This is a genomic window from Paenibacillus flagellatus, from assembly GCF_003217775.1.
Classification (GTDB): domain Bacteria; phylum Bacillota; class Bacilli; order Paenibacillales; family NBRC-103111; genus Paenibacillus_AB; species Paenibacillus_AB flagellatus.
This window is the reverse complement of sequence record NZ_QJVJ01000004.1, coordinates 347,884-366,280: the sequence shown is the minus strand read 5'-3', so window position 1 is coordinate 366,280 and position 18,397 is coordinate 347,884. Positions and strand designations below refer to the sequence as shown.

The following is an 18,397-nucleotide window of genomic DNA, read 5'->3' as shown; positions in this document are numbered from 1 at the left end:
CAGTTGCTCATTTGGGGGGCGGAAGGGGATGCCCGGCTCAAATGCGTGCACTTCCCGCCTCGATCGGGCGAATGCCGCAGGAACTCGCTGTCGTCCGCCGTTTGGGCGCAGGAGGAAAATCGTGGTATAATCGGAACAACCGTTCGATCGGATTCGAAGCCGCGCCGCAGGCGACAGAAAAGGCCGCGCGGCGCGGGGAAAGGCGGATGAAGCATGAACGACGGACAACTGATGCGGAACGGGCCGCCGGGAACGGACTGCCATCCGGTGCTGGCGGAATGGTTCCGCGACAAATTCGGGCGGCCGACGGACATCCAGCGCCGGACGTGGGAGCCCGTCACGGCAGGCGAGCACGTCCTGCTGGCGGCGCCTACCGGCTCCGGCAAAACGTTGGCGGCGCTGCTGCCGTGCTTGAACCGGATCGTGCGCGCGAGAAGCGGGACGGACGAATCGGCCGAGCCGGGCGTACGGCTGCTGTACGTCACGCCGCTCAAGGCGCTCAATAACGACATTCACGACCATCTGCTCGGATTCGTGCGGGAGCTCGAGCCGTACGGCCGGCGGCACGAGGAGCGGACGGGCGAGAAGTGGGACGGCATACGGGCCGGCGTCCGCACCGGAGACACGACGCAGAGCACGCGGGCGTCGATGCTGCGCCATCCGCCCGACGTGCTTGTCACGACGCCGGAGTCGCTGTTCATTTTGCTCGCTTCGGAGAAGGCGAGACGGACGCTTCGCACGGTCCGGCAGGTGATCGTGGACGAAATCCACGATTTGGCCGAGGACAAGCGCGGCATGCATTTGTCCCTGTCGCTCGAACGGCTCGACCAATTGTGCGGCAGGCCGGTGCAGCGGATCGGCGTATCGGCAACGATCCATCCGATGGAACGGGTCGCCCGCTACCTCGGCGGTTGGGGCGAGCCGGGCGAAGGCGAAGCGGCGCCGCCGCAGGGCGAGGACGGCGAAACCGATTCGATCGGATCGGGATTGCGTCCTCGGCCCGTAACGATCGTGCGCAGCGACATGGCCAAAACGTTCGACATCACGGTGACGTTGGCGGAAATGAAGGCGGCGTCGAGCCGGCGGTCGGACATATGGGACGTTATCGCCGCCAGGCTTATGGAGCTGATGGAAGGGTGCCGCTCCGTCATCGTCTTCGTCAACAATCGCCGGCTGTGCGAACGGGTTACGCTTCATCTGAACGATCTGGCCGGCTACGAGACGGCGAGATCCCATCACGGCAGCGTATCCCGGGAGCGCCGCCTCGAGACGGAAAAGGCGCTCAAGGAAGGCGGTCTGCGCTGTCTCGTGGCGACATCGTCGCTCGAGCTCGGCATCGACGTCGGCCACGTCGATCTCGTCATCCAGATCGACTCGCCGCAGTCCGCGGCGTCCGGCATTCAGCGAATCGGGCGGGCCGGCCACTCGGTCGGGGACGTCAGCCGCGGCGTCATACTCGTCCGCCATCGCGGGCAGCTCGCCGAATGCGCCGTCCTCGCCCGGGAAATCGCCGACCGGCGCATCGAAGAAATCCGCATTCCCGACGGGACGATCGACGTGTTCTGCCAGCATGCCGCCGCCATGGCCGGTACGGACGAATGGACCGTCGACGGGCTGCTCGCCCTCGTCGCCCGCAGCGACAGCTTCCGGAACGCGTCCCGCGACCGGCTGGTCGGGGCGCTGGACGTACTGTCCGGCTATTACCCGCACTGCCGTCCGCTGCTCGAGTGGGACCGGGACGCGAACGTCCTGCGCGGCCTCCGATCGACGGCCTCGGCCGTCCTGACCGGTGCCGGGACGATTCCGCAAAGCTCGGCCTACCCGGTCTACTTGTCGGACAGCCGCGTCCACATCGGAGAGCTGGACGAGGAATACGTTCACGAGAGCCGGATCGGCGACGTGTTCCAGCTCGGCACGTCGTCCTACCGGATCGCATCGATCAAAGGGGACCGCATTTACGCGACCGAGGTGAAGGCGAACGCGTTCAGCGAAATTCCGTTTTGGCGGGGAGACGGTCCGGGCCGCTCGTTCGGCTTGTCCCGCCTGGTGGGCGAGCTGCTGCGCGAGCTGGAGAAGCGGATCGCGAGAGAGGCGTCGGCGGCGACGGCGAGTTGGCTGACGGCGGAATACCGGTTGGACCGACAGGCGGCCGAATCGCTGGTCGCGTACGTCGAAGCGCAGCTGTCGGCGAGCGCGCTGCCGCACGACCGCAAAATCGTCGTGGAGCATTACGAGGACGACGTCAAGCGCCATCACCTCGTGCTGCATACGATGTTCGGCCGGCGGACGAACCGGACGTGGCTGCTCGCCATGCAGCGGTGGTTCGAGACGCGCGTTCCGGCGAAGCTGTACGCGTACGTGCGCGACAACGGCATCGAGTTCGTGTTTCGGGAGTGGGACCCCGCCTATGCCAGCAGTTGGATGAACGTGCACGAAGATAACGTCGAAGAGCTGCTGGCGGAGGCGATACCGTCATCCCCGCTGTTCGGCGTCACGTTCCGCCACCTGGCCCAGACGTCGCTGCTGCTCGCCCGCGGCTTCACCCGGGTGCCGCTTTGGAAGCAGCGGATGCGCAGCGAGCGGCTGCTGGAGGAGTCGCTTCCGTATGCGGACCGGTTCCCGTTCATCCGGGAGACGATGCGCACCGTGCTGCGCGATTCGCTGGAGCCGGAACGGGTGCGGGAGCTGCTGCGGGGCATCCGGACCGGCGACATCGCGGTCGATATCCGGAACACGGCTTTCCCGTCCCCGTTCGCCGCGCAATTCGTCTGGGATACGGTCAATACGCTCATGTACGAATCCGATGCGGTCCCGCAAGATATCCAATATCGGCTGTTGTCGGTCAGCAAGAAGCTGGCGGGGCAATATTTCGAGCCTTCCGCGTTTCAAGGGATGATCGATGCCGAGGAAGCGCAGGCATGGATCGACGGCGGCTACGCAACCGGATCGTCGGACGCGTCCCCTTCCGCTTACGGCGAGGCGGGGGGAGACGGTGACGCGACGGATGAGGACGCCGAGGAAGGGACGGCCGCCTCCGGCCGTACGTACCGCGCTCCGAGCCCCGCCGAGCGGCTGTACCGGCTGCTGAAGCGGCAGGGCGACTTGACCGCGGCCGAGATCCGCACCCGGCTGGGCGAGGAGGCCGACGCGAAGGAGGCGGTCGCGGAGCTCGCGCGGCGCGGGACGATCCGGGAGACGACGGTCGGCGGCGAGCCGCGCTGGATATGCGCGGACGAAGCGGCGACGTACGAAGCGTTCCCGGACGACTCGCATGCGGCCGCCTTCGTGCTCCGGCGTTACGCGGAGCGGCAAATCGCCTTCACCGCCGAGCAGCTCGACGAGCGGTACGCGATCGGCGCGGATCGGGCCGCGGCGTGGATCCGGCAGTGGGCGGAGGACGGCACGATCGAGCGGTCGCCGTTCGCCCGGTCGCCGGAAGAGCCGATCTGGACGAGCCGGAGCGCGGCGTCCCGTTTGCTGCGGTTCACGGTCGGCCAAATGCGCAGACGGTCCGAGCCGGCCGAGCCGGACCGGTATTGCCGGCTTTTGTTCGGGCTGCAGCATGTGCTGCCGGACACCCGATTGTCCGGAATCGACGGGCTGCGGCAAGTGATCGGAGTGCTGCAAGGGGTGTTTTTGCCGGTGTCGCATTGGGAGTCGTTCGTCTTCCCGGCCCGGGTGACCGATTATCGGAAAGACATGCTCGACCTGCTGTGCGCGGGCGGCGAGACGATTTGGGTCGGGAGGAAGGACGAAGGCGAGAAGGAAGGACGCGTCGCCTTTTTCATGACGGACGCGCAAGGGCTGCAGCCGCCCGCGCCGCCGGAGACGGCTTCGGCGGAGCCGGAGCTGCTCTCGCTTCTCCGCTCCAAAGGCGCCAGCTTCCTGACCGCGCTAAGCCGCGACACCGGCCTGCCCCCGTCCGGGCTCGTGGAGAAGCTGCTGCGGCTCGTCTGGGAAGGGCGCGTTTCCAACGATCAATTCGCGCCGATTCGGATGCACGGGACGGGATCGGGGGCGAAAAGCGGTTCCGGCGGCCGGAAAGGGTTTCAATCCGGCTTGGGGCGCTGGTACGCGGTGTCCGAGGCGCCGATCGGACATTCCGCTCAAGCAAGCGCCGGCTCGGGTGAAGGGGAGACGGAGAAATCGATCGTCGCCTGGATTCATCGGCTCGTGCAAAGCTACGGGATCGTGACGCGGGACATGCTCGCTTCGCGTCTGCCCGGCGAGGCGGACCGGCTGCCGAACACGATCCGCAAGCTGGAGGATTGGGGCATGCTGGTGCGGGGCTTCTGGATCAAGGGCGTTCCCTACATGCAAATGTCGACGGCGGAGACGGTGGACAAGCTGAAGCAGCCGGCGCCGGTACGGGGAGGCGAGACGATCGTGCTGTCCGCCGTCGATCCGGCGAACCCGTACGGCACGCTGTTGAAATGGCCGGACCGCCCCGGCGCTTCGTTCGCGCGCAAGGCGGGAAATTTCCTCGTCTTCCGCGACGGCCGGTGGGTGCTCTGGATCGAGAGCAACGGCAAACGGTTCGTCACGATGGAGGACGGCCGGCGCTGGGCGCGCGAAGGAGATCATGCGATGGCGGAAGTCGTATCGGAGGCGGTCCGGATCATGATGCGGCTGTCCGGCCTGCGCAAAATCGTCGTCGACAGCTGGGACGGGACGGCCGCCGCGCTGACGGAGGCGGCGGATTCGTTCCGCGCGATCGGGGCGGAAGCGGATCGGAACGCGTTCGTCATTTGGCCCAGCGGGCTGAAGGGCGTCTGATGCGGAACGGACGGCGCCGCAGCCGGAAGGGAGCGAATCGGCTGCCTATCGGCATGCCGCCATGAGGAGGCCTTATGTACGCGAAAGATCGTTTCATCGAATCGTTTATGGAAAAAGCGGGATGGATCGGGATATTCGGCATCGCGGGCTTCCTTTTGATCGCCGTTATCGCGGGGGTTATCGTCGGGGCGGGCTTGAAAAGCGCCTTCCGGAGGCGGACGCCGCCTTCCGGGGACGGTTCCGCGCGAGAGTGAGCGGACTGCGGCCGTCGGTTCCGCGAAGGGGGCGCCCGGCCGATCCGCCGGGCGCACGCACGGACGAATCGGCACGCCTGCCCGACGACGGCCGGCCGGTCCGCTTTCTACGCGTACCAGACGGACAATACCGCGACGAAGGCGACGATGCCGGCGGCTCCGGCGACGAAGTAATAGGCGCCGGAACGTTTGCGCAGCTGGAACAGGCGAAGCACGCCCATGGACAGCATCGATAGGATGAAGAGGAGGAATATGGCTACGGTGGCGAAAAAGCCCGGCTCCACGCCGGAAATGTTGACGACGTTCATCGAAGACTTCCTTTCTGCTGATCTTGGACATGGCGTAGATGCGATTTTGGGATCGGGTCAGACGGGAGGCCGCCCGGTTGACCGGCGGACGATCATGTCCGTCGGAAGCCGGACGATGCGGCGTTCCGCCGTGTCCTTGCTGCGGATTCGTTCGACCAGCAGCTTGACCCCCTGATAGCCGAATTCGTACGCGGGCTGCATCGCCACGGTCAGGAACGGGTCGAGCGCGGAGGCGAGTCCGACGTCCTCGAAGCAGGCGACCGACATAAGGTCGGGCACGCCGATGTTTCTATCGCGCAAATAACCGATGACGCCAACGGCCAGCACGTTATTGGCGGCGAATATCGCCGTCGGCGGGTCGGGCAGCGCGAGCATCCGGTCGAGCGGCTCCGGGTCGTCGAACCGGTTGAAGCCACATTCGAGCGACAGCGATTCGTCGAACGGGATGCCGTTCCGATTCAGCGCATCGACATACCCGGCGAACCGTTCCCTTGCGGTCGAGACGGTGGACAAGCCGTTCACGATCGCGATCCGCCGGTGGCCGAGCCGGATGAGGTGCGATGTCAGCCGATCGGCCCCTTCGCGGTTTTCGCCGACGACGATGTCGGCCTCGATGCCGGGGACGTCCCGGTCGACGAGGACGAACGGAATCCGGTGCCTCTGCAGCGCGGCGAGATGATCGGCCGATTCGTCGGACGCCGGGGCGAACAAGACGCCGTCTACGCGGGTGGACAGCACCATATCCACGTATTCTTTTTCCTTCGACAGCTTCTCGTCGCTATTGCCGAACAGCAGCTTGTACCCCAGCTTCAGGGCGGCGTCCTCCGCTCCGCGGGCGAGCGTCGTGAAGAACGGATTCATGATGTCGGTAATGAGCAGCGAGAGCATCTTCGTCTCCTGCTTGACGAGACTGCGCGCCGTCGAGTTCGGCACGTAGTTCATTTCCTCCATGATCCGCTTCACTTTTTCCCGTGTCTTCGGGCTGATGCGCCCCGAGTTGTTGATGACCCGCGACACCGTCATCGCGGATACGTCCGCCCGCTTCGCTATATCGTAAATCGTTACCATACGACCGTCCTTCGCTTCGTTGTCTATCTCATTGTAGTGAATTATGGAAGCGGCGGCAACAATCAATCGATCCGCAAAGGAGAACGAACCCATGGAAACGTCGGTCCGAGAGCTGGTCAGCCGGCAAAAGCAATATTTCGACAGCGGCATCACGAAAGACGTCCGATTCCGGATCGATATGCTCCGCAAGCTGCTGGAGGCGGTGAAAGGAGCGGAGGAACGGCTGCTCGCGGCGCTGCACCGCGATCTGAACAAGCCCAAGGCGGAGGCGTACGGGACGGAAATCGGCTTCCTGCTCCGGGAAATCCGTTTCGCGCTCAAGCATGTCGGGAAATGGGCCAAGCCGACGAAGGTGAAGACGTCTCCGCTCGTGTTCGGGAGCAAAAGCCGGATCGTGCCGGAGCCGTACGGCTGCGCGCTTCTGATCGCGCCGTGGAACTACCCGGTCCAGCTGGCGTTTTCGCCGCTCGTCGCCGCGATCGCGGCCGGCAATACGGCGGTGCTGAAGCCGTCCGAGCTGACACCCGCCGTCTCGGCGCTCATCGCGGACCTCGTGCGCGACACGTTCGACCCCCGCTTTGTCGCCGTCGTCGAGGGCGGGCCGGAGGCGACGGCCGAGCTGCTCGAGCAGCCGTTCGACTGCATCTTTTTTACGGGCAGCACGCGGGTCGGCAAAATCGTCGCGGAAGCGGCGGCCCGAAAGCTCGTGCCGGTCACGCTGGAGCTGGGAGGCAAAAGCCCGTGCATCGTCCACCGGGATGCGGACGTTCGTTTGTCCGCGCGGCGAATCGCCTACGGCAAATTTTCCAATGCGGGGCAAACGTGCGTCGCCCCCGACTATTTGCTCGTGCACCGGGACGTCAAGAGCGAGCTGCTCGAGCGGCTGCGGGAGACGATCGAATCGTTTTACGGCGACGATCCCGTATCGAACCCGAATTACGGCAAAATCGTCAACCGGACGCATTTCGACCGGTTGAACCGGTATTTGAGCGAGGGCCGCGCGGTCATCGGCGGGCAGACCGACCCGGAGCGGCTCGTCGTGGCGCCGACGGTGCTCGAGGGAGTGCCGCTCGACGGCGAGACGATGCGGGACGAAATATTCGGCCCGATTCTCCCGGTGTTCGAGTACGACGACGTGGACGAAGCGATAAGCTTCGTGCTGGAGAAGCCGAAGCCGCTCGCCCTGTACTTGTTCGCGAAGGACGAATCGGTCCAGGAGCGCGTCCTGTCCCGCGTATCGTTCGGCGGAGGATGCGTCAACGACACGCTCATGCATCTGGCGACGCCGTATTTGCCGTTCGGCGGCGTCGGGGAGAGCGGGACGGGCAGCTACCACGGCGAGTTCGGCTTCCGCGCGTTTTCGCATTACAAAAGCGTCCTGAAGCAAACGACCGCGTTCGACATCCCGTTCCGCTATCCGTCCTCCAAGCTCGGCTACCGGTTTATGAGGCGGTTCATGAAATAGCGGCGGCGCGAAAATAACAGTAGAAATGGGAACGTATGTACGCTATAATGGGAGATATTGGTGCGGACTCGACGCTAAAAGGCGGGATGGCGGATGGAAATCGGACGGATCGGCGGGACGGAAGCCGTCGTACTCGAGAGGCTCGACAAGCTGCGGCCCGAGCTGATGAAGTATTGCCTGAAAATTACGAACTGCCGGTGGGACGCCGAAGATTTGGCGCAGGAAACGACGATCCGCATCATCCGCTCGCTGGGTGCGAAACCGGACCGGCCTTTGTCCAAGGCGTTCCTGTATCGGATCGCCTCCAATCTGTGGATCGATCAGCTGCGCAAAAAACGGGTCGCCTCAGAGCCGCTCGATACCCGGCACGAGCAGCGGGCCGCTCCCGAATCCGCGTTCCAGACGCGCGAGCTGCTGGAGCTGCTCGCCGACCGGCTCTCGCCGAAATATATGGTCGTGCTGCTGATGATGGACGTCTTCGACTTTACGGCCAAAGAAACGGCGCGCATGATGTCCGTCTCGGAGGGAGCGGTGCAAATTACGCTGAGCCGGGCGCGGACGAAGCTTAAAGCGCTTTCCGGGGAGCGGGGCGAGGAGAACCGGAGCGGCGGGGGCCGGAAAATGTGCTTTCCCGCGCACAGCCACGATTTCGAATCGTTGGTCGAGGCGTTCCGCAACCGCGATCCGCAGGCGATTTACAGCGCCTACTTGGGCTTGTCCGGCCAAGGGCTTCGCATTCAAGGCATCAAGTCGATGTCCGGCAGACTCGTGTTTACGTTCCGCGATACCGAGGGCAATACGCTGCTGGTCACGTCCTGAACGGGTTCTTTTTAAGAATGGCGGTTCCTATGATGACGTCTTCAATGGTGGGGGAGGCATTAAGGGAAGATGGGAATGTTCGAACGGATCGAGCGCGTCTCGCTGCCGGTGCGGGACGCCTCCGCGGCTGCGGAATGGTATGTGCGCAAGCTCGGATTCGCGGTTGCGGGCGGGGAAGCGGGAACGGGCGAAGCGGTGTTGAAGGTGGGCGACGGAGAGACGCTCCTCTCGCTCGTCGAGCGGCATCCTCACCGGCCGCTGCCCCATATTAGCAAGGAAGGACATACGCCGCACTTCAACCTGTTCACGCCGAACGCGAACTTGCGTCTCGCCGACTTGAGAGCGAGAGGGATCCGTCTGACGGAGACGGTGGAATCGCCGGTATTGAAATGCTGCGAAATGTACGACGTCGACGACAATGTGGTCGGCATTTGTTACGAGAAGCCGACGTCCCGATATTTCGTCCCGTCGGCGGAGCTGCTGCCGCCGCTGTTTACGAAAGTGCTCGCCGTCTTCATCCCCGCGGTCGACCTGGAGCGTGCGATCCGCTGGTACGTCGGGACGCTCGGCTTCACCCTCGTTCATCATTGGGGCGGCGGAGCGGATTTGCGCATCGGCGACGGCGAGACGATCGCCACGCTGATCGAGATCGAGCCGGCGGCGATCGGGCGGCTCGACCTTTCGACGGGCGAACCGTTCAGCTATTTTACGTTGAAGGCGGCCGATTTGGAGCAGGCGAAGGCGCGGCTGGAGCGGGAGGGCGCCGAAACGTCCCCGATTCGGCGGTCCGGCCCGACGTGCCGGTTCGACGTACAAGACCCGGAAGGATGGCGGATCGGCGTCGAGGAAGGACGCCTCCCGGTATTCGGACGCTGACGGCCGCCCAAGGCCGGGAGGAGCGATAGACGATGAGAGGCGCACGGATCGGGCAAGGCTTGACGGCCGAAGTGTTCGAATACGGGGACGGATGCGTGTTGAAGCTGTACCGGGATTGGGTGCACGCCAGCTCGATCGGCTTCGAATACGAAGCCAGCTCGATCGCATACGGCTGCGGCCTGCCGACGCCGCGGCCATGCGGCCGTCTGGACGAGGAAGGAAGAAGCGGAATCGTCTTCGAGCGGGCGAACGGACCGACGATGCTGGACGGCATTCGGTCCAAGCCATGGAGGTTGTTCGATTACGCCCGAACGTTCGCGGACCTGCATGCGGACATGCATCGGATCGAGGCGTCCGGTCTGCCCGATCGGAAGGAGTCGTTCGCGCACGACATTCGCCGGGTCGACCGGCTGTCCGACGACGAGAAGGAAGCGGTGCTGGCCGTGCTCGCCCGCCTGCCCGGCGGGACGAAGCTGTGCCACGGCGATTTCCACCCGGACAACATCGTGCTGGGCGGCGGCGGGCCGCAAGTGATCGATTGGATGACGGCAGGGAGGGGAGATCCGGCCTCCGACGTCGCGCGGGTAACGGTCCTGCTTCGATTCGCGGCGCTGCCGGAACATATTCCGCCGCGGGGGAGGCTCGCGATCGAGCTCGCGCGCGCCGGGCTTTTGGCCCGCTATCGGAGCCGCTACAAGGCGCGGACCGGGTTGACCGACGGGGACATCGACTCGTGGATGGTACCGGCGGCCGCCGCCCGGCTGAACGAGCGGCTCTCCGAGCGGGAGAAGGATCGGCTGGCCGGCTTCGTCCGGGAGGGGCTAGCGGCCTCGACTCGCAAGCGAAGGGGGAGAACATAACGGCATGCATGTCACGATTCACGAATGGGACGAAGCGCCGGCGGCTGCCCCGGAATTTGTCGCCGTCATAAGCAGAATGAACGGCCGATGGCTCGTATGCCGCCACGCGGCGCGCGAGACGTGGGAATTTCCCGGCGGACGGATCGAGCCGGGGGAGACGCCCGACGAGGCGGCGGCGCGGGAGCTGTATGAGGAAACCGGCGCGCTGCGTTACGATTTGACGCCGCTCGCGTTGTTCGCGGTAAGACGAGGCGAAGCGCCGGAGAGCTTCGGCGTGCTGTATGCCGCGGAAGTGACGGAGCGGGGTGCAATGCCCCCGTTCGAGATGGCCGAAGCGATGCCGGTCGACGCCGTCCCCGAACGGCTGACCTACCCGGCCATTTACCCGGTGCTGCTCGATCGGGCGTTCCGTTTTTTCGCCGAACGTTCGGCGAATTAGCGACACTTTATGGACACCGGACGTCCCGCCCTTCTGTTGTTTGCCCAGGCGATTTGTAATAGACTAAGGGGAGAAGCGGCATCGCCATCATTCTTTCATGCCGCGACACGGGAGGAACGTCATGAGCGCCCATCTGTTGTATTTCAAAGATCAACTGACGGACGACTTTCAGTTCAAGTTCATTCGCCACAAAGGTCAAAAAATCCGGCAGCAGCTTCATATGCACGACTACATCCAGATCGCTTATGTCGTCCGGGGCGTATGCGTCCATCATTTTTGCGACAAGACGCTTACCGTCGGCAAAGGCGACCTGTTCATCATTCCTCCTTGGCAGGCGCACTGCATCAACGCGGTCGACGACAAAGACTGCGAGCTCGTGCTGCTCGACTTCATGCCGGCCTTTCTCGGGGACCATTTGAAGCCGTTTTCACGATCGCTGTTCCAGCACGTCGTTCAATACGAGAAGAGCGGCACGTCGTCCGAATGGCTTCAGCCGTGGCTGCACATTTCGCAAGACAAGCAGCTTCTCGTCGAGCAGCTGCTCCAGGACATCCAGGAGGAAGTGGCGGAGAGAGAGGAAGGCTACGAGTTTTCCGTCCAGATCAACGTCGTGAAGCTGCTGATTTTGATCGACCGCGAGTTCCGCCGAACGGAGCGGCAGCGTCAAGCGGCGTCCGGCCAACGTCCCCCGAATCCGCAATTCCAGGACGTCATCCGCTACATTCACGAAAATTACGGGCAGGACATCCCGCTCGAGCAGGGCGCCTATATCGCGAACATGACGCCGGCTTACTTCAGCCACCTGTTCAAGAAGACGACGGGACAGACGTTCGTCGAATATTTGCACGAGGTTCGGATCGAACGGGCCAAAGAGCTGATCCGTCTCAACGCGCATACGATGACGCAAATTTGTTTTCAGGTCGGCTTCCGTCATTTGAGCCACTTCATCCGCACGTTCAAGAAACGGACCGGCATGACGCCGACGGATTACAAAAAATCGGTGCTGAACAACTAAAAATAAATCAACGGCATTAAAAAAATAGTGCAAGCGACGATAGCCGCTACACGGTATCATTACGTGTAACGGCTATTATTCATTCATGCATTTCCAAAGGAGACGAAACGAAGATGAGCGTTTTGAAGGTGGGCATTATCGGTCAAGGCCGGAGCGGCCGCAACATTCACGGGCATTTGTTGGTCAGGCTGCCCGACATGTACAAAATTACGGCGGTAGCCGACGGCTTGGAAGACCGCCGCATCCGCGCCGAGCAGGAATACGGCTGCAAGGCGTACGCGACGTACGAAGAAATGGTGGCGAACGAAGACCTCGACCTCGTCGTGAACGCATCGCCGAGCGACCTGCATTTCCCGATCTCGCTCGACCTGCTCCAAAAAGGCTTCAACGTGCTGTGCGAAAAGCCGCTCGCCAAGTCGCCGGCGGAAGTGGATCAACTGATCGCCGCCTCGGAGAAGTCGGGCAAAATTCTCGCCGTCTTCCAGCAATCGCGCTATATGCCGGCATTCGTGCAAATCCGCAACATTATCGAGTCGGGCGTCCTCGGCCGCATCGTGCAGGTCGACTTCACGAACAACGGCTTCGCCCGCCGCTGGGACTGGCAGACGCTGCAGGCGAACAACGGCGGCAACCTGCTGAACACGGGACCGCACCCGGTCGACCAAGCGCTCCAGCTGTTCGGAACGGACATCATGCCGGATATTACGTGTATCATGGACCGGGCGAATACGTTCGGCGACGCCGAAGACTACGTCAAAATCATTATGCGCGGTCCGGGCCGCCCGACGATCGACCTTGAAATTTCGTCGTGCTCCGCGTTCCCGAGAGCGATGTTCACCATCCAAGGAACGAACGGCGGATTGACCGGCAACACCGAAAAGCTGAAGTGGAAATATTTCAAGCCGGAGGAGGCGCCGAAGCAGGAGCTGACCCGCACGCCGCTGTTCAACGCGAACGGCGAGCCGGCCTACTGCAACGAGACGCTCACCTGGTACGAAGATTCGTGGGAATATACGCCGGTGGAAGGCTATAACATGTTCGACCAAAACACCGCGTCGCTGTATAAAATGCTGCACCGGTCGATGACGACGGGAGCGCCTCTCGAAATTACGCCGCAGCAAGTACGTCAGCAAATGGCGGTCATGGAAGAATGCCGCCGTCAAAACCCGCACATTTACGCGCAAGGCTAATCGCCGCGAGCGACAACGAAAATCCCGGCCGAATCCGATTTCGGCCGGGATTTTCGTTCGTTTCGACGAAGGTCGCCCCGTCAGTTGGCGTCCCCCAAATAGGTGCGGCCGGTCGAACCGCCGCGGATCAAGCCGATCAACGTCTGCGGATACAGCCGGATGTCGTCCAGCCGGTCGATCTCGATCCATTCGACGCCGACTTGGGCGGAATCCGGATTGTGTCCGTCGAAAGCGCGTTCCTCTGCGTCCGTCAGCTCGCATAGAAAATAAAACTCGACCTGATGAATATCGGAGTCCCATTCGGCGAACTGGTGGTTTTTCCCGATATATTCCCGTACGTGAACCAGCTCGCCGACGGAAACCGTTCGGCCGGTTTCTTCGATGCATTCGCGGACGACCGCGTCCGACAGCTGTTCGCCGGGCTCTTGGCCGCCTCCTGGGAACAGGAAGAAGTAGCCTTCGGCGTCTTTGTTTTTCGTCAGCAGCAGCTTGCCGTCGCGACGGATGATCGCTTTGGCGGAATTGCGGATCGGTTTCATGAGCGTTGTTCAGCCTCCTACAGCAGTTTCATCCCGCCGACGTACTTTCGCGCCTTCGATTTCGGCATCGGCGGCAAACAGACGACGGTCAGCGATCCGGCCGGCACTTCCGTTTTCCCGCCGTCCTGCACCGCGTAAAAGCCTTGCTCGCGGAGCCGGAGAAGGTCGTCTTCGGTGCCCCTCAGCACGATTTTCGCCATGCCGCCGCGATACCATGCCGCGAGCCATTCGCCGTATTCGGGCGCCGGAAAACGCGAGCCGTCGCCCCGAAGCAGGTCGATGACGCTGATCGATGCGGCGTGAGCGGCCTGGGCGGCGATTTTGCCGGCCGACATCTCGAGATCGCCGTTCACCGCATAATATTGCACGATTGGAGCCGATGCGGGCATGATTTTCTCCTCTTCGTCGCGGATGTTCATTTGTCCACCCTATCATATCGCGAATGGGGAGTAAACGGCAAAATCGGTTAGGACGAATGTTTCCGCTGCGCTTCGCTCCCGGATCGGACGGGCCGGTCTTTGGGGACCGTCCGCACGGTATGGTATAATGTAACCGAACCGCTATCGTTCGTTCGAAGAACGTTTCAATAGGAGGGATCAGGATGAGCGGAGACGTTTCGCGTTACGAGCTGGCCACCTTCGCAGGGGGCTGCTTCTGGTGCATGGTGAAGCCGTTCGATCAAAGGCCGGGCATTATCCGGGTCGTGTCCGGGTATACCGGCGGCCATGTGGAAAATCCGACGTACGAGCAAGTATGCTCGGATACGACGGGCCATGTCGAAGCGGTGCAAATTACGTACGACCCGGACATCGTCCCGTACGAGGAGCTGGTCGAGCTGTTTTGGCGGCTGATCGATCCGACCGATCCGGGCGGACAGTTCGCGGACCGGGGACATTCGTACACGACGGCGATTTTCGTTCACGACGAGAAGCAGCGCGAAATCGCCGAACGGTCCAAACGGCGGCTCGAGGCCAGCGGGACGTTCGATAAGCCGATCGTGACGCCGATCGTGCCGGCCGCGCCGTTTTATCCGGCGGAAGATTATCATCAGGGGTATTACAAGACGAATCCGGTTCGGTATCAGGCGTATTATGCCGGTTCCGGGCGGGCGAAGTTTTTGAAGGAAACGTGGAAGGACAAGAAGAAGGACGAGGAGCTGAAAAGCCGCCTGACGCCGATCCAGTACGAGGTGACGCAAAACAACGGCACGGAGCCCCCGTTCCGCAACGCGTTTTGGGACCATAAGGAAGAGGGCATCTATGTCGACATCGTCTCCGGGGAGCCGCTGTTCAGCTCGAAGGACAAGTTCGATTCGAACTGCGGCTGGCCGTCGTTCACGAAGCCGATTGACGACAAGCGCGTAACGGAGCATATCGACTTGACGCACAACATGATCCGAACGGAGGTGCGGAGCAAGGACGCCGATTCGCATCTCGGCCACGTGTTCGAAGACGGTCCGCTGCCGTCGCGCCTCCGGTACTGCATCAATTCCGCCGCGCTTCGCTTCGTGCCGAAGGAGAAGCTGGAGGAGGAAGGCTACGGCCGCTTTTTGGCGTTGTTCGATTGATACGAAGAAAAGCCGGGCTCGCGGGAGTCCGGCTTTTTTTATGATATTCGTGCATGCGCCCGCTTACAAATCCGGAATTTGCCAATCGATCTCGCCCAGCCCCCGTTCCCGCAAAAACCGGTTCGCCTTCGAGAACGGCCGGCTGCCGAAAAAGCCGCGGTGCGCGGACAACGGGCTCGGGTGCGGCGAGCGGATGATGCAATGGCGGGTCGCGTCGATATGCTGCATTTTTTGCTGGGCCGGGCTGCCCCACAGGATGAAGACGACCGGCTTTTCCCGCTCGTTCAGCAGCGCGATGACGCGGTCGGTGAACGACTCCCAGCCTTTTCCGCGGTGGGAGTTCGCCGCGTGCGCCCGGACGGTAAGCACCGTGTTGAGCAGCAGCACGCCTTGCTCGGCCCATTTGATCAGATGCCCGTTGTTCGGGATGCTGCAGCCCAAGTCGTCCTTCAGCTCTTTGAAAATGTTTTGCAGCGAAGGCGGCGCCGGCACGCCCGGCTTGACGGAAAAGCTGAGCCCGTGCGCTTGTCCGGGGCCGTGGTACGGGTCCTGCCCCAAAATGACGACCTTCGTATCGTCGTATCCGGTCAAATGAAGCGCCGCGTAAATGTCGTACATATCCGGGTATACGGTTCCGCTCCGGTATTCTTCCGCGAGAAAGCGGCGAAGCTCCGCATAATAAGGCTTCCCGAACTCGGCTTCGAGCAGCGGGGCCCAGTCGTTTCTCAATATGGTCGCCATGCTGTAACGTCTCCTGACAATGAAAAATGGACTCTATCATTGTAGCACAGATCGATAGACTTGTGACCGCCATGCGGCCGCTTAGCCCGATCGGGCCAGCATGAAAGTTCCGGCCGATCCATATACATGGGGTGTATAACGCTTGTCACAATCGAGGTGAGGACGATGAGCCGCAACTCCCATTCGCCGCTCGAGCGATCCACGTTCCGGGTGACGGGAATGACGTGCGCCGCCTGTGCGACGCGGATCGAGAAGGCGCTCGGACGGATGGACGGAATCGACGGCGTGACGGTCAATTTGGCGATGGAACGTATGGCGGTGGCGTTTTACCGGGATCGAATCGGCGTGCCGCAAATCGGCGACAAGCTCGCGCAGCTCGGCTACGGGCTGCAGGCGATCGCGGGGGAAGGCGAGGAGGAACGGAGCCGGGACGAGGAGCGCAACCGGCTCCGCAACCGGTTTCTATGGTGCGCGCTTTTGTCGCTGCCGCTGCTGTGGACGATGTTCGGCCATTGGTCATTTACGTCCGGCGTCTGGATGCCGGATCTGTTCATGGATCCGTGGTTCCAGTTCGCCGTCGCGCTGCCGGTCCAATTCTGGTTCGGGCGGACGTTTTACTTCGGCGCTTTCCGGGCGCTGCGAAGCGGAACGGCGAATATGGACGTTCTGGTCGCGCTCGGAACGTCGGTCGCGTTTTTTTACAGCCATTATTTGACGGTGACGGGGCCGTACGCGCACGGCGGGATGGCCGGCCACGGCGCTCATGCGGGTACGGGGCATGCGACGCTCTATTACGAGACGAGCGCGATGATCATTACGATCGTCCATCTCGGCAAATGGCTCGAGTCGCTGGCCAAAAACAAAACGCTGTCGGCCATCCGGCGTCTGCACGACATGCAGCCGAAAACGGTCGCGGTCTGGAGCGCCGAAGGCGAGTCGCAGCTGCCGCTCGAGCAAGTCCGGACGGGCGACGTCGTCGTCATCCGGCCGGGCGAAAAAATACCGGTCGACGGGCGCGTCGTCGCAGGCGTATCGACGGTCGACGAATCGGCCGTCACCGGCGAGCACGAGCCCGCCGACAAGCGGCCGGGCGATCGGGTGATCGGCGGCACGATCAACAAGACGGGCGCGCTGCGCGTCCATGCGCTGGCCGTCGGCGCCCAATCGACGGTGGCGAAAATGATCCGGCTGCTCGAGGAGGCGCAAAGCTCGAAGCCGTCGATCCAGCGCGTCGCCGACCGGATCGCGTCCGTCTTCGTGCCGGCGATCGCGCTGCTGGCGGCCGGGACGTTCGTCTATTGGTATGCGGCGACGTCGGGCGATACGGCGATTGCGCTCGTGCGCGCCATCTCCGTCCTGCTGATCGCCTGCCCCTGCGCGATCGGGCTCGCCACGCCGACGTCCGTCCTCGTCGGGACGGGGCGGGCGGCGCAGCACGGCGTCTTGTTCAAGGAAGGACGGCATCTGGAGCGGATGCACGGGGTGGACGCGGTCGTGCTCGACAAAACCGGCACGATCACCGACGGCAAGCCGAAGCTCATCGAATGCGAAGCGCGGGAAGGAAGCGCGGAGCGGCTGCTCCGGCTGGCGGCGGGAGCCGAATGGAATTCGGAGCATCCGCTCGCCCAAGCGGTCGTAAGCGCGGCCGTAAGCGCAGGGCTTGACGTCCCGAAGCCGGACCGATTCGAAGCGATGCCGGGCTACGGCGTCCGGGCGGTCGTGGAAGGCCGGCAAGTGCTGGTCGGCACGCGCCGGCTTCTTCAGCAGCAAGGCGTCGCCGCGCGCGAGGATCCGGAGCGGATCGGGAAGCTCGAGGCGAGGCGGATGACGGTGCTGTTCGTCGCCGTCGACGGGCGGTACGCCGGGTTCATGGCGCTGCAGGATACGATTCCGGCCGCGTCCAGGGAGGCGGTCAAGCGGCTCGGGCGGCTCGGCATCGAGGTGATCATGATGACCGGCGACAACGAGCGGACGGCGAAGGCGATCGCCGGCGAAATCGGCATCCGCCGCGTCCAGGCGAACATGCTGCCGGAGCAGAAGGTGGAGGCGATCCGCAAGCTGCAGCGGGAGGGACGTACGGTCGCCATGGTCGGCGACGGCATGAATGACGCCGCGGCGTTGGCGGCGGCGGACATCGGTATCGCCGTCGGCACCGGGACGGACATGGCGATCGAGGCGGCGGACGTGACGCTGATGCGGCGAAGCTTGACCGGCGTCGCCTCCGCCGTCCGGATCGGACGCAAGACGATCGCGAACATCCGGCAAAACTTGATGTTCGCCCTCGTCTACAACGTGCTGGCAATTCCGTTCGCGGCTGCGGGCGTACTCGAGCCGTGGATGGCCGGTACGGCGATGGCGCTCAGCTCCGTCTCCGTCGTCTGCAACTCGCTGAGACTGCATCGCGCGAACGTTTGAAGTCGGCAAAGGCGTAGGGATGGGGACGAGCGGGTGACAAGTCCGGAACGAACGCGGGACATTCG

16 protein-coding genes are annotated in these 18,397 nt (G+C 63.2%); 11 read left to right on the top strand and 5 right to left on the bottom strand.

Features of this window, described 5'->3' with window-relative positions; translation table 11 throughout:
• The first annotated feature begins 213 nt into the window (after nucleotides 1-213).
• Both DLM86_RS11355 and DLM86_RS11350 read left to right on the top strand, forming a co-directional pair.
• Nucleotides 214-4,776 (top strand): DEAD/DEAH box helicase, encoded by a 4,563-nt coding sequence (locus tag DLM86_RS11355; protein ID WP_245954513.1) that lies wholly within the window; start codon nucleotides 214-216, stop codon nucleotides 4,774-4,776.
• Nucleotides 4,777-4,850: 74 nt separating this feature from the next.
• Nucleotides 4,851-5,030, top strand: a complete 180-nt coding sequence (locus tag DLM86_RS11350; RefSeq protein ID WP_110840111.1) for a hypothetical protein — start codon at nucleotides 4,851-4,853, stop codon at nucleotides 5,028-5,030.
• 107 nt (nucleotides 5,031-5,137) lie between these two features.
• Here DLM86_RS11350 and DLM86_RS11345 read toward each other — a convergent pair whose 3' ends face one another.
• Nucleotides 5,138-5,338, bottom strand: coding sequence for a hypothetical protein (locus tag DLM86_RS11345; protein WP_110840110.1), 201 nt, complete (start codon nucleotides 5,336-5,338; stop codon nucleotides 5,138-5,140).
• A 57-nt stretch (nucleotides 5,339-5,395) separates the two neighbouring features.
• Nucleotides 5,396-6,406 (bottom strand): LacI family DNA-binding transcriptional regulator, encoded by a 1,011-nt coding sequence (locus DLM86_RS11340; RefSeq protein WP_110840109.1) that lies wholly within the window; start codon nucleotides 6,404-6,406, stop codon nucleotides 5,396-5,398.
• Between the two features lie 91 nt (nucleotides 6,407-6,497).
• Between DLM86_RS11340 and DLM86_RS11335 the strand changes: the two genes are divergently transcribed.
• From DLM86_RS11335 to DLM86_RS11305, 7 genes are all read left to right on the top strand, one after another.
• Complete coding sequence (locus DLM86_RS11335; protein ID WP_110840108.1) at nucleotides 6,498-7,871, top strand: aldehyde dehydrogenase; 1,374 nt, start codon at nucleotides 6,498-6,500, stop codon at nucleotides 7,869-7,871.
• A 93-nt stretch (nucleotides 7,872-7,964) separates the two neighbouring features.
• Nucleotides 7,965-8,690: an RNA polymerase sigma factor gene (locus DLM86_RS11330; RefSeq protein ID WP_110840107.1), complete on the top strand. Its 726-nt coding sequence runs from the start codon at nucleotides 7,965-7,967 to the stop codon at nucleotides 8,688-8,690.
• A gap of 69 nt (nucleotides 8,691-8,759) precedes the next feature.
• Complete coding sequence (locus tag DLM86_RS11325; RefSeq protein WP_110840106.1) at nucleotides 8,760-9,566, top strand: VOC family protein; 807 nt, start codon at nucleotides 8,760-8,762, stop codon at nucleotides 9,564-9,566.
• 32 nt (nucleotides 9,567-9,598) lie between these two features.
• Nucleotides 9,599-10,426, top strand: coding sequence for a phosphotransferase family protein (locus DLM86_RS11320; protein ID WP_110840105.1), 828 nt, complete (start codon nucleotides 9,599-9,601; stop codon nucleotides 10,424-10,426).
• A gap of 4 nt (nucleotides 10,427-10,430) precedes the next feature.
• Nucleotides 10,431-10,865: an NUDIX hydrolase gene (locus tag DLM86_RS11315; protein ID WP_110840104.1), complete on the top strand. Its 435-nt coding sequence runs from the start codon at nucleotides 10,431-10,433 to the stop codon at nucleotides 10,863-10,865.
• A 121-nt stretch (nucleotides 10,866-10,986) separates the two neighbouring features.
• Nucleotides 10,987-11,880, top strand: coding sequence for an AraC family transcriptional regulator (locus tag DLM86_RS11310; protein WP_158289427.1), 894 nt, complete (start codon nucleotides 10,987-10,989; stop codon nucleotides 11,878-11,880).
• A 113-nt stretch (nucleotides 11,881-11,993) separates the two neighbouring features.
• On the top strand, nucleotides 11,994-13,070 hold the full coding sequence (locus DLM86_RS11305) for a Gfo/Idh/MocA family protein (RefSeq protein ID WP_110840102.1): 1,077 nt from the start codon (nucleotides 11,994-11,996) through the stop codon (nucleotides 13,068-13,070).
• Between the two features lie 80 nt (nucleotides 13,071-13,150).
• On the opposite strand, the gene DLM86_RS11300 is transcribed toward DLM86_RS11305, so the two are convergent.
• Together DLM86_RS11300 and DLM86_RS11295 are read right to left on the bottom strand one after the other, a co-directional pair.
• Nucleotides 13,151-13,609, bottom strand: coding sequence for an NUDIX domain-containing protein (locus tag DLM86_RS11300; protein WP_110840101.1), 459 nt, complete (start codon nucleotides 13,607-13,609; stop codon nucleotides 13,151-13,153).
• A 17-nt stretch (nucleotides 13,610-13,626) separates the two neighbouring features.
• Complete coding sequence (locus DLM86_RS11295; RefSeq protein ID WP_245954511.1) at nucleotides 13,627-14,028, bottom strand: aminoacyl-tRNA hydrolase; 402 nt, start codon at nucleotides 14,026-14,028, stop codon at nucleotides 13,627-13,629.
• A 182-nt stretch (nucleotides 14,029-14,210) separates the two neighbouring features.
• On the opposite strand from DLM86_RS11295, the gene msrA reads away from it, so the two are divergent.
• Complete coding sequence (gene msrA, locus DLM86_RS11290; RefSeq protein ID WP_110840100.1) at nucleotides 14,211-15,176, top strand: peptide-methionine (S)-S-oxide reductase MsrA; 966 nt, start codon at nucleotides 14,211-14,213, stop codon at nucleotides 15,174-15,176.
• Between the two features lie 63 nt (nucleotides 15,177-15,239).
• Here msrA and DLM86_RS11285 read toward each other — a convergent pair whose 3' ends face one another.
• On the bottom strand, nucleotides 15,240-15,917 hold the full coding sequence (locus DLM86_RS11285) for a uracil-DNA glycosylase (protein WP_110840099.1): 678 nt from the start codon (nucleotides 15,915-15,917) through the stop codon (nucleotides 15,240-15,242).
• Nucleotides 15,918-16,082: 165 nt separating this feature from the next.
• Between DLM86_RS11285 and DLM86_RS11280 the strand changes: the two genes are divergently transcribed.
• A complete protein-coding gene (locus tag DLM86_RS11280) occupies nucleotides 16,083-18,332 on the top strand; it encodes a heavy metal translocating P-type ATPase (RefSeq protein WP_110840098.1) in 2,250 nt (749 codons plus the stop codon).
• The last annotated feature ends 65 nt before the right edge of the window (nucleotides 18,333-18,397 follow it).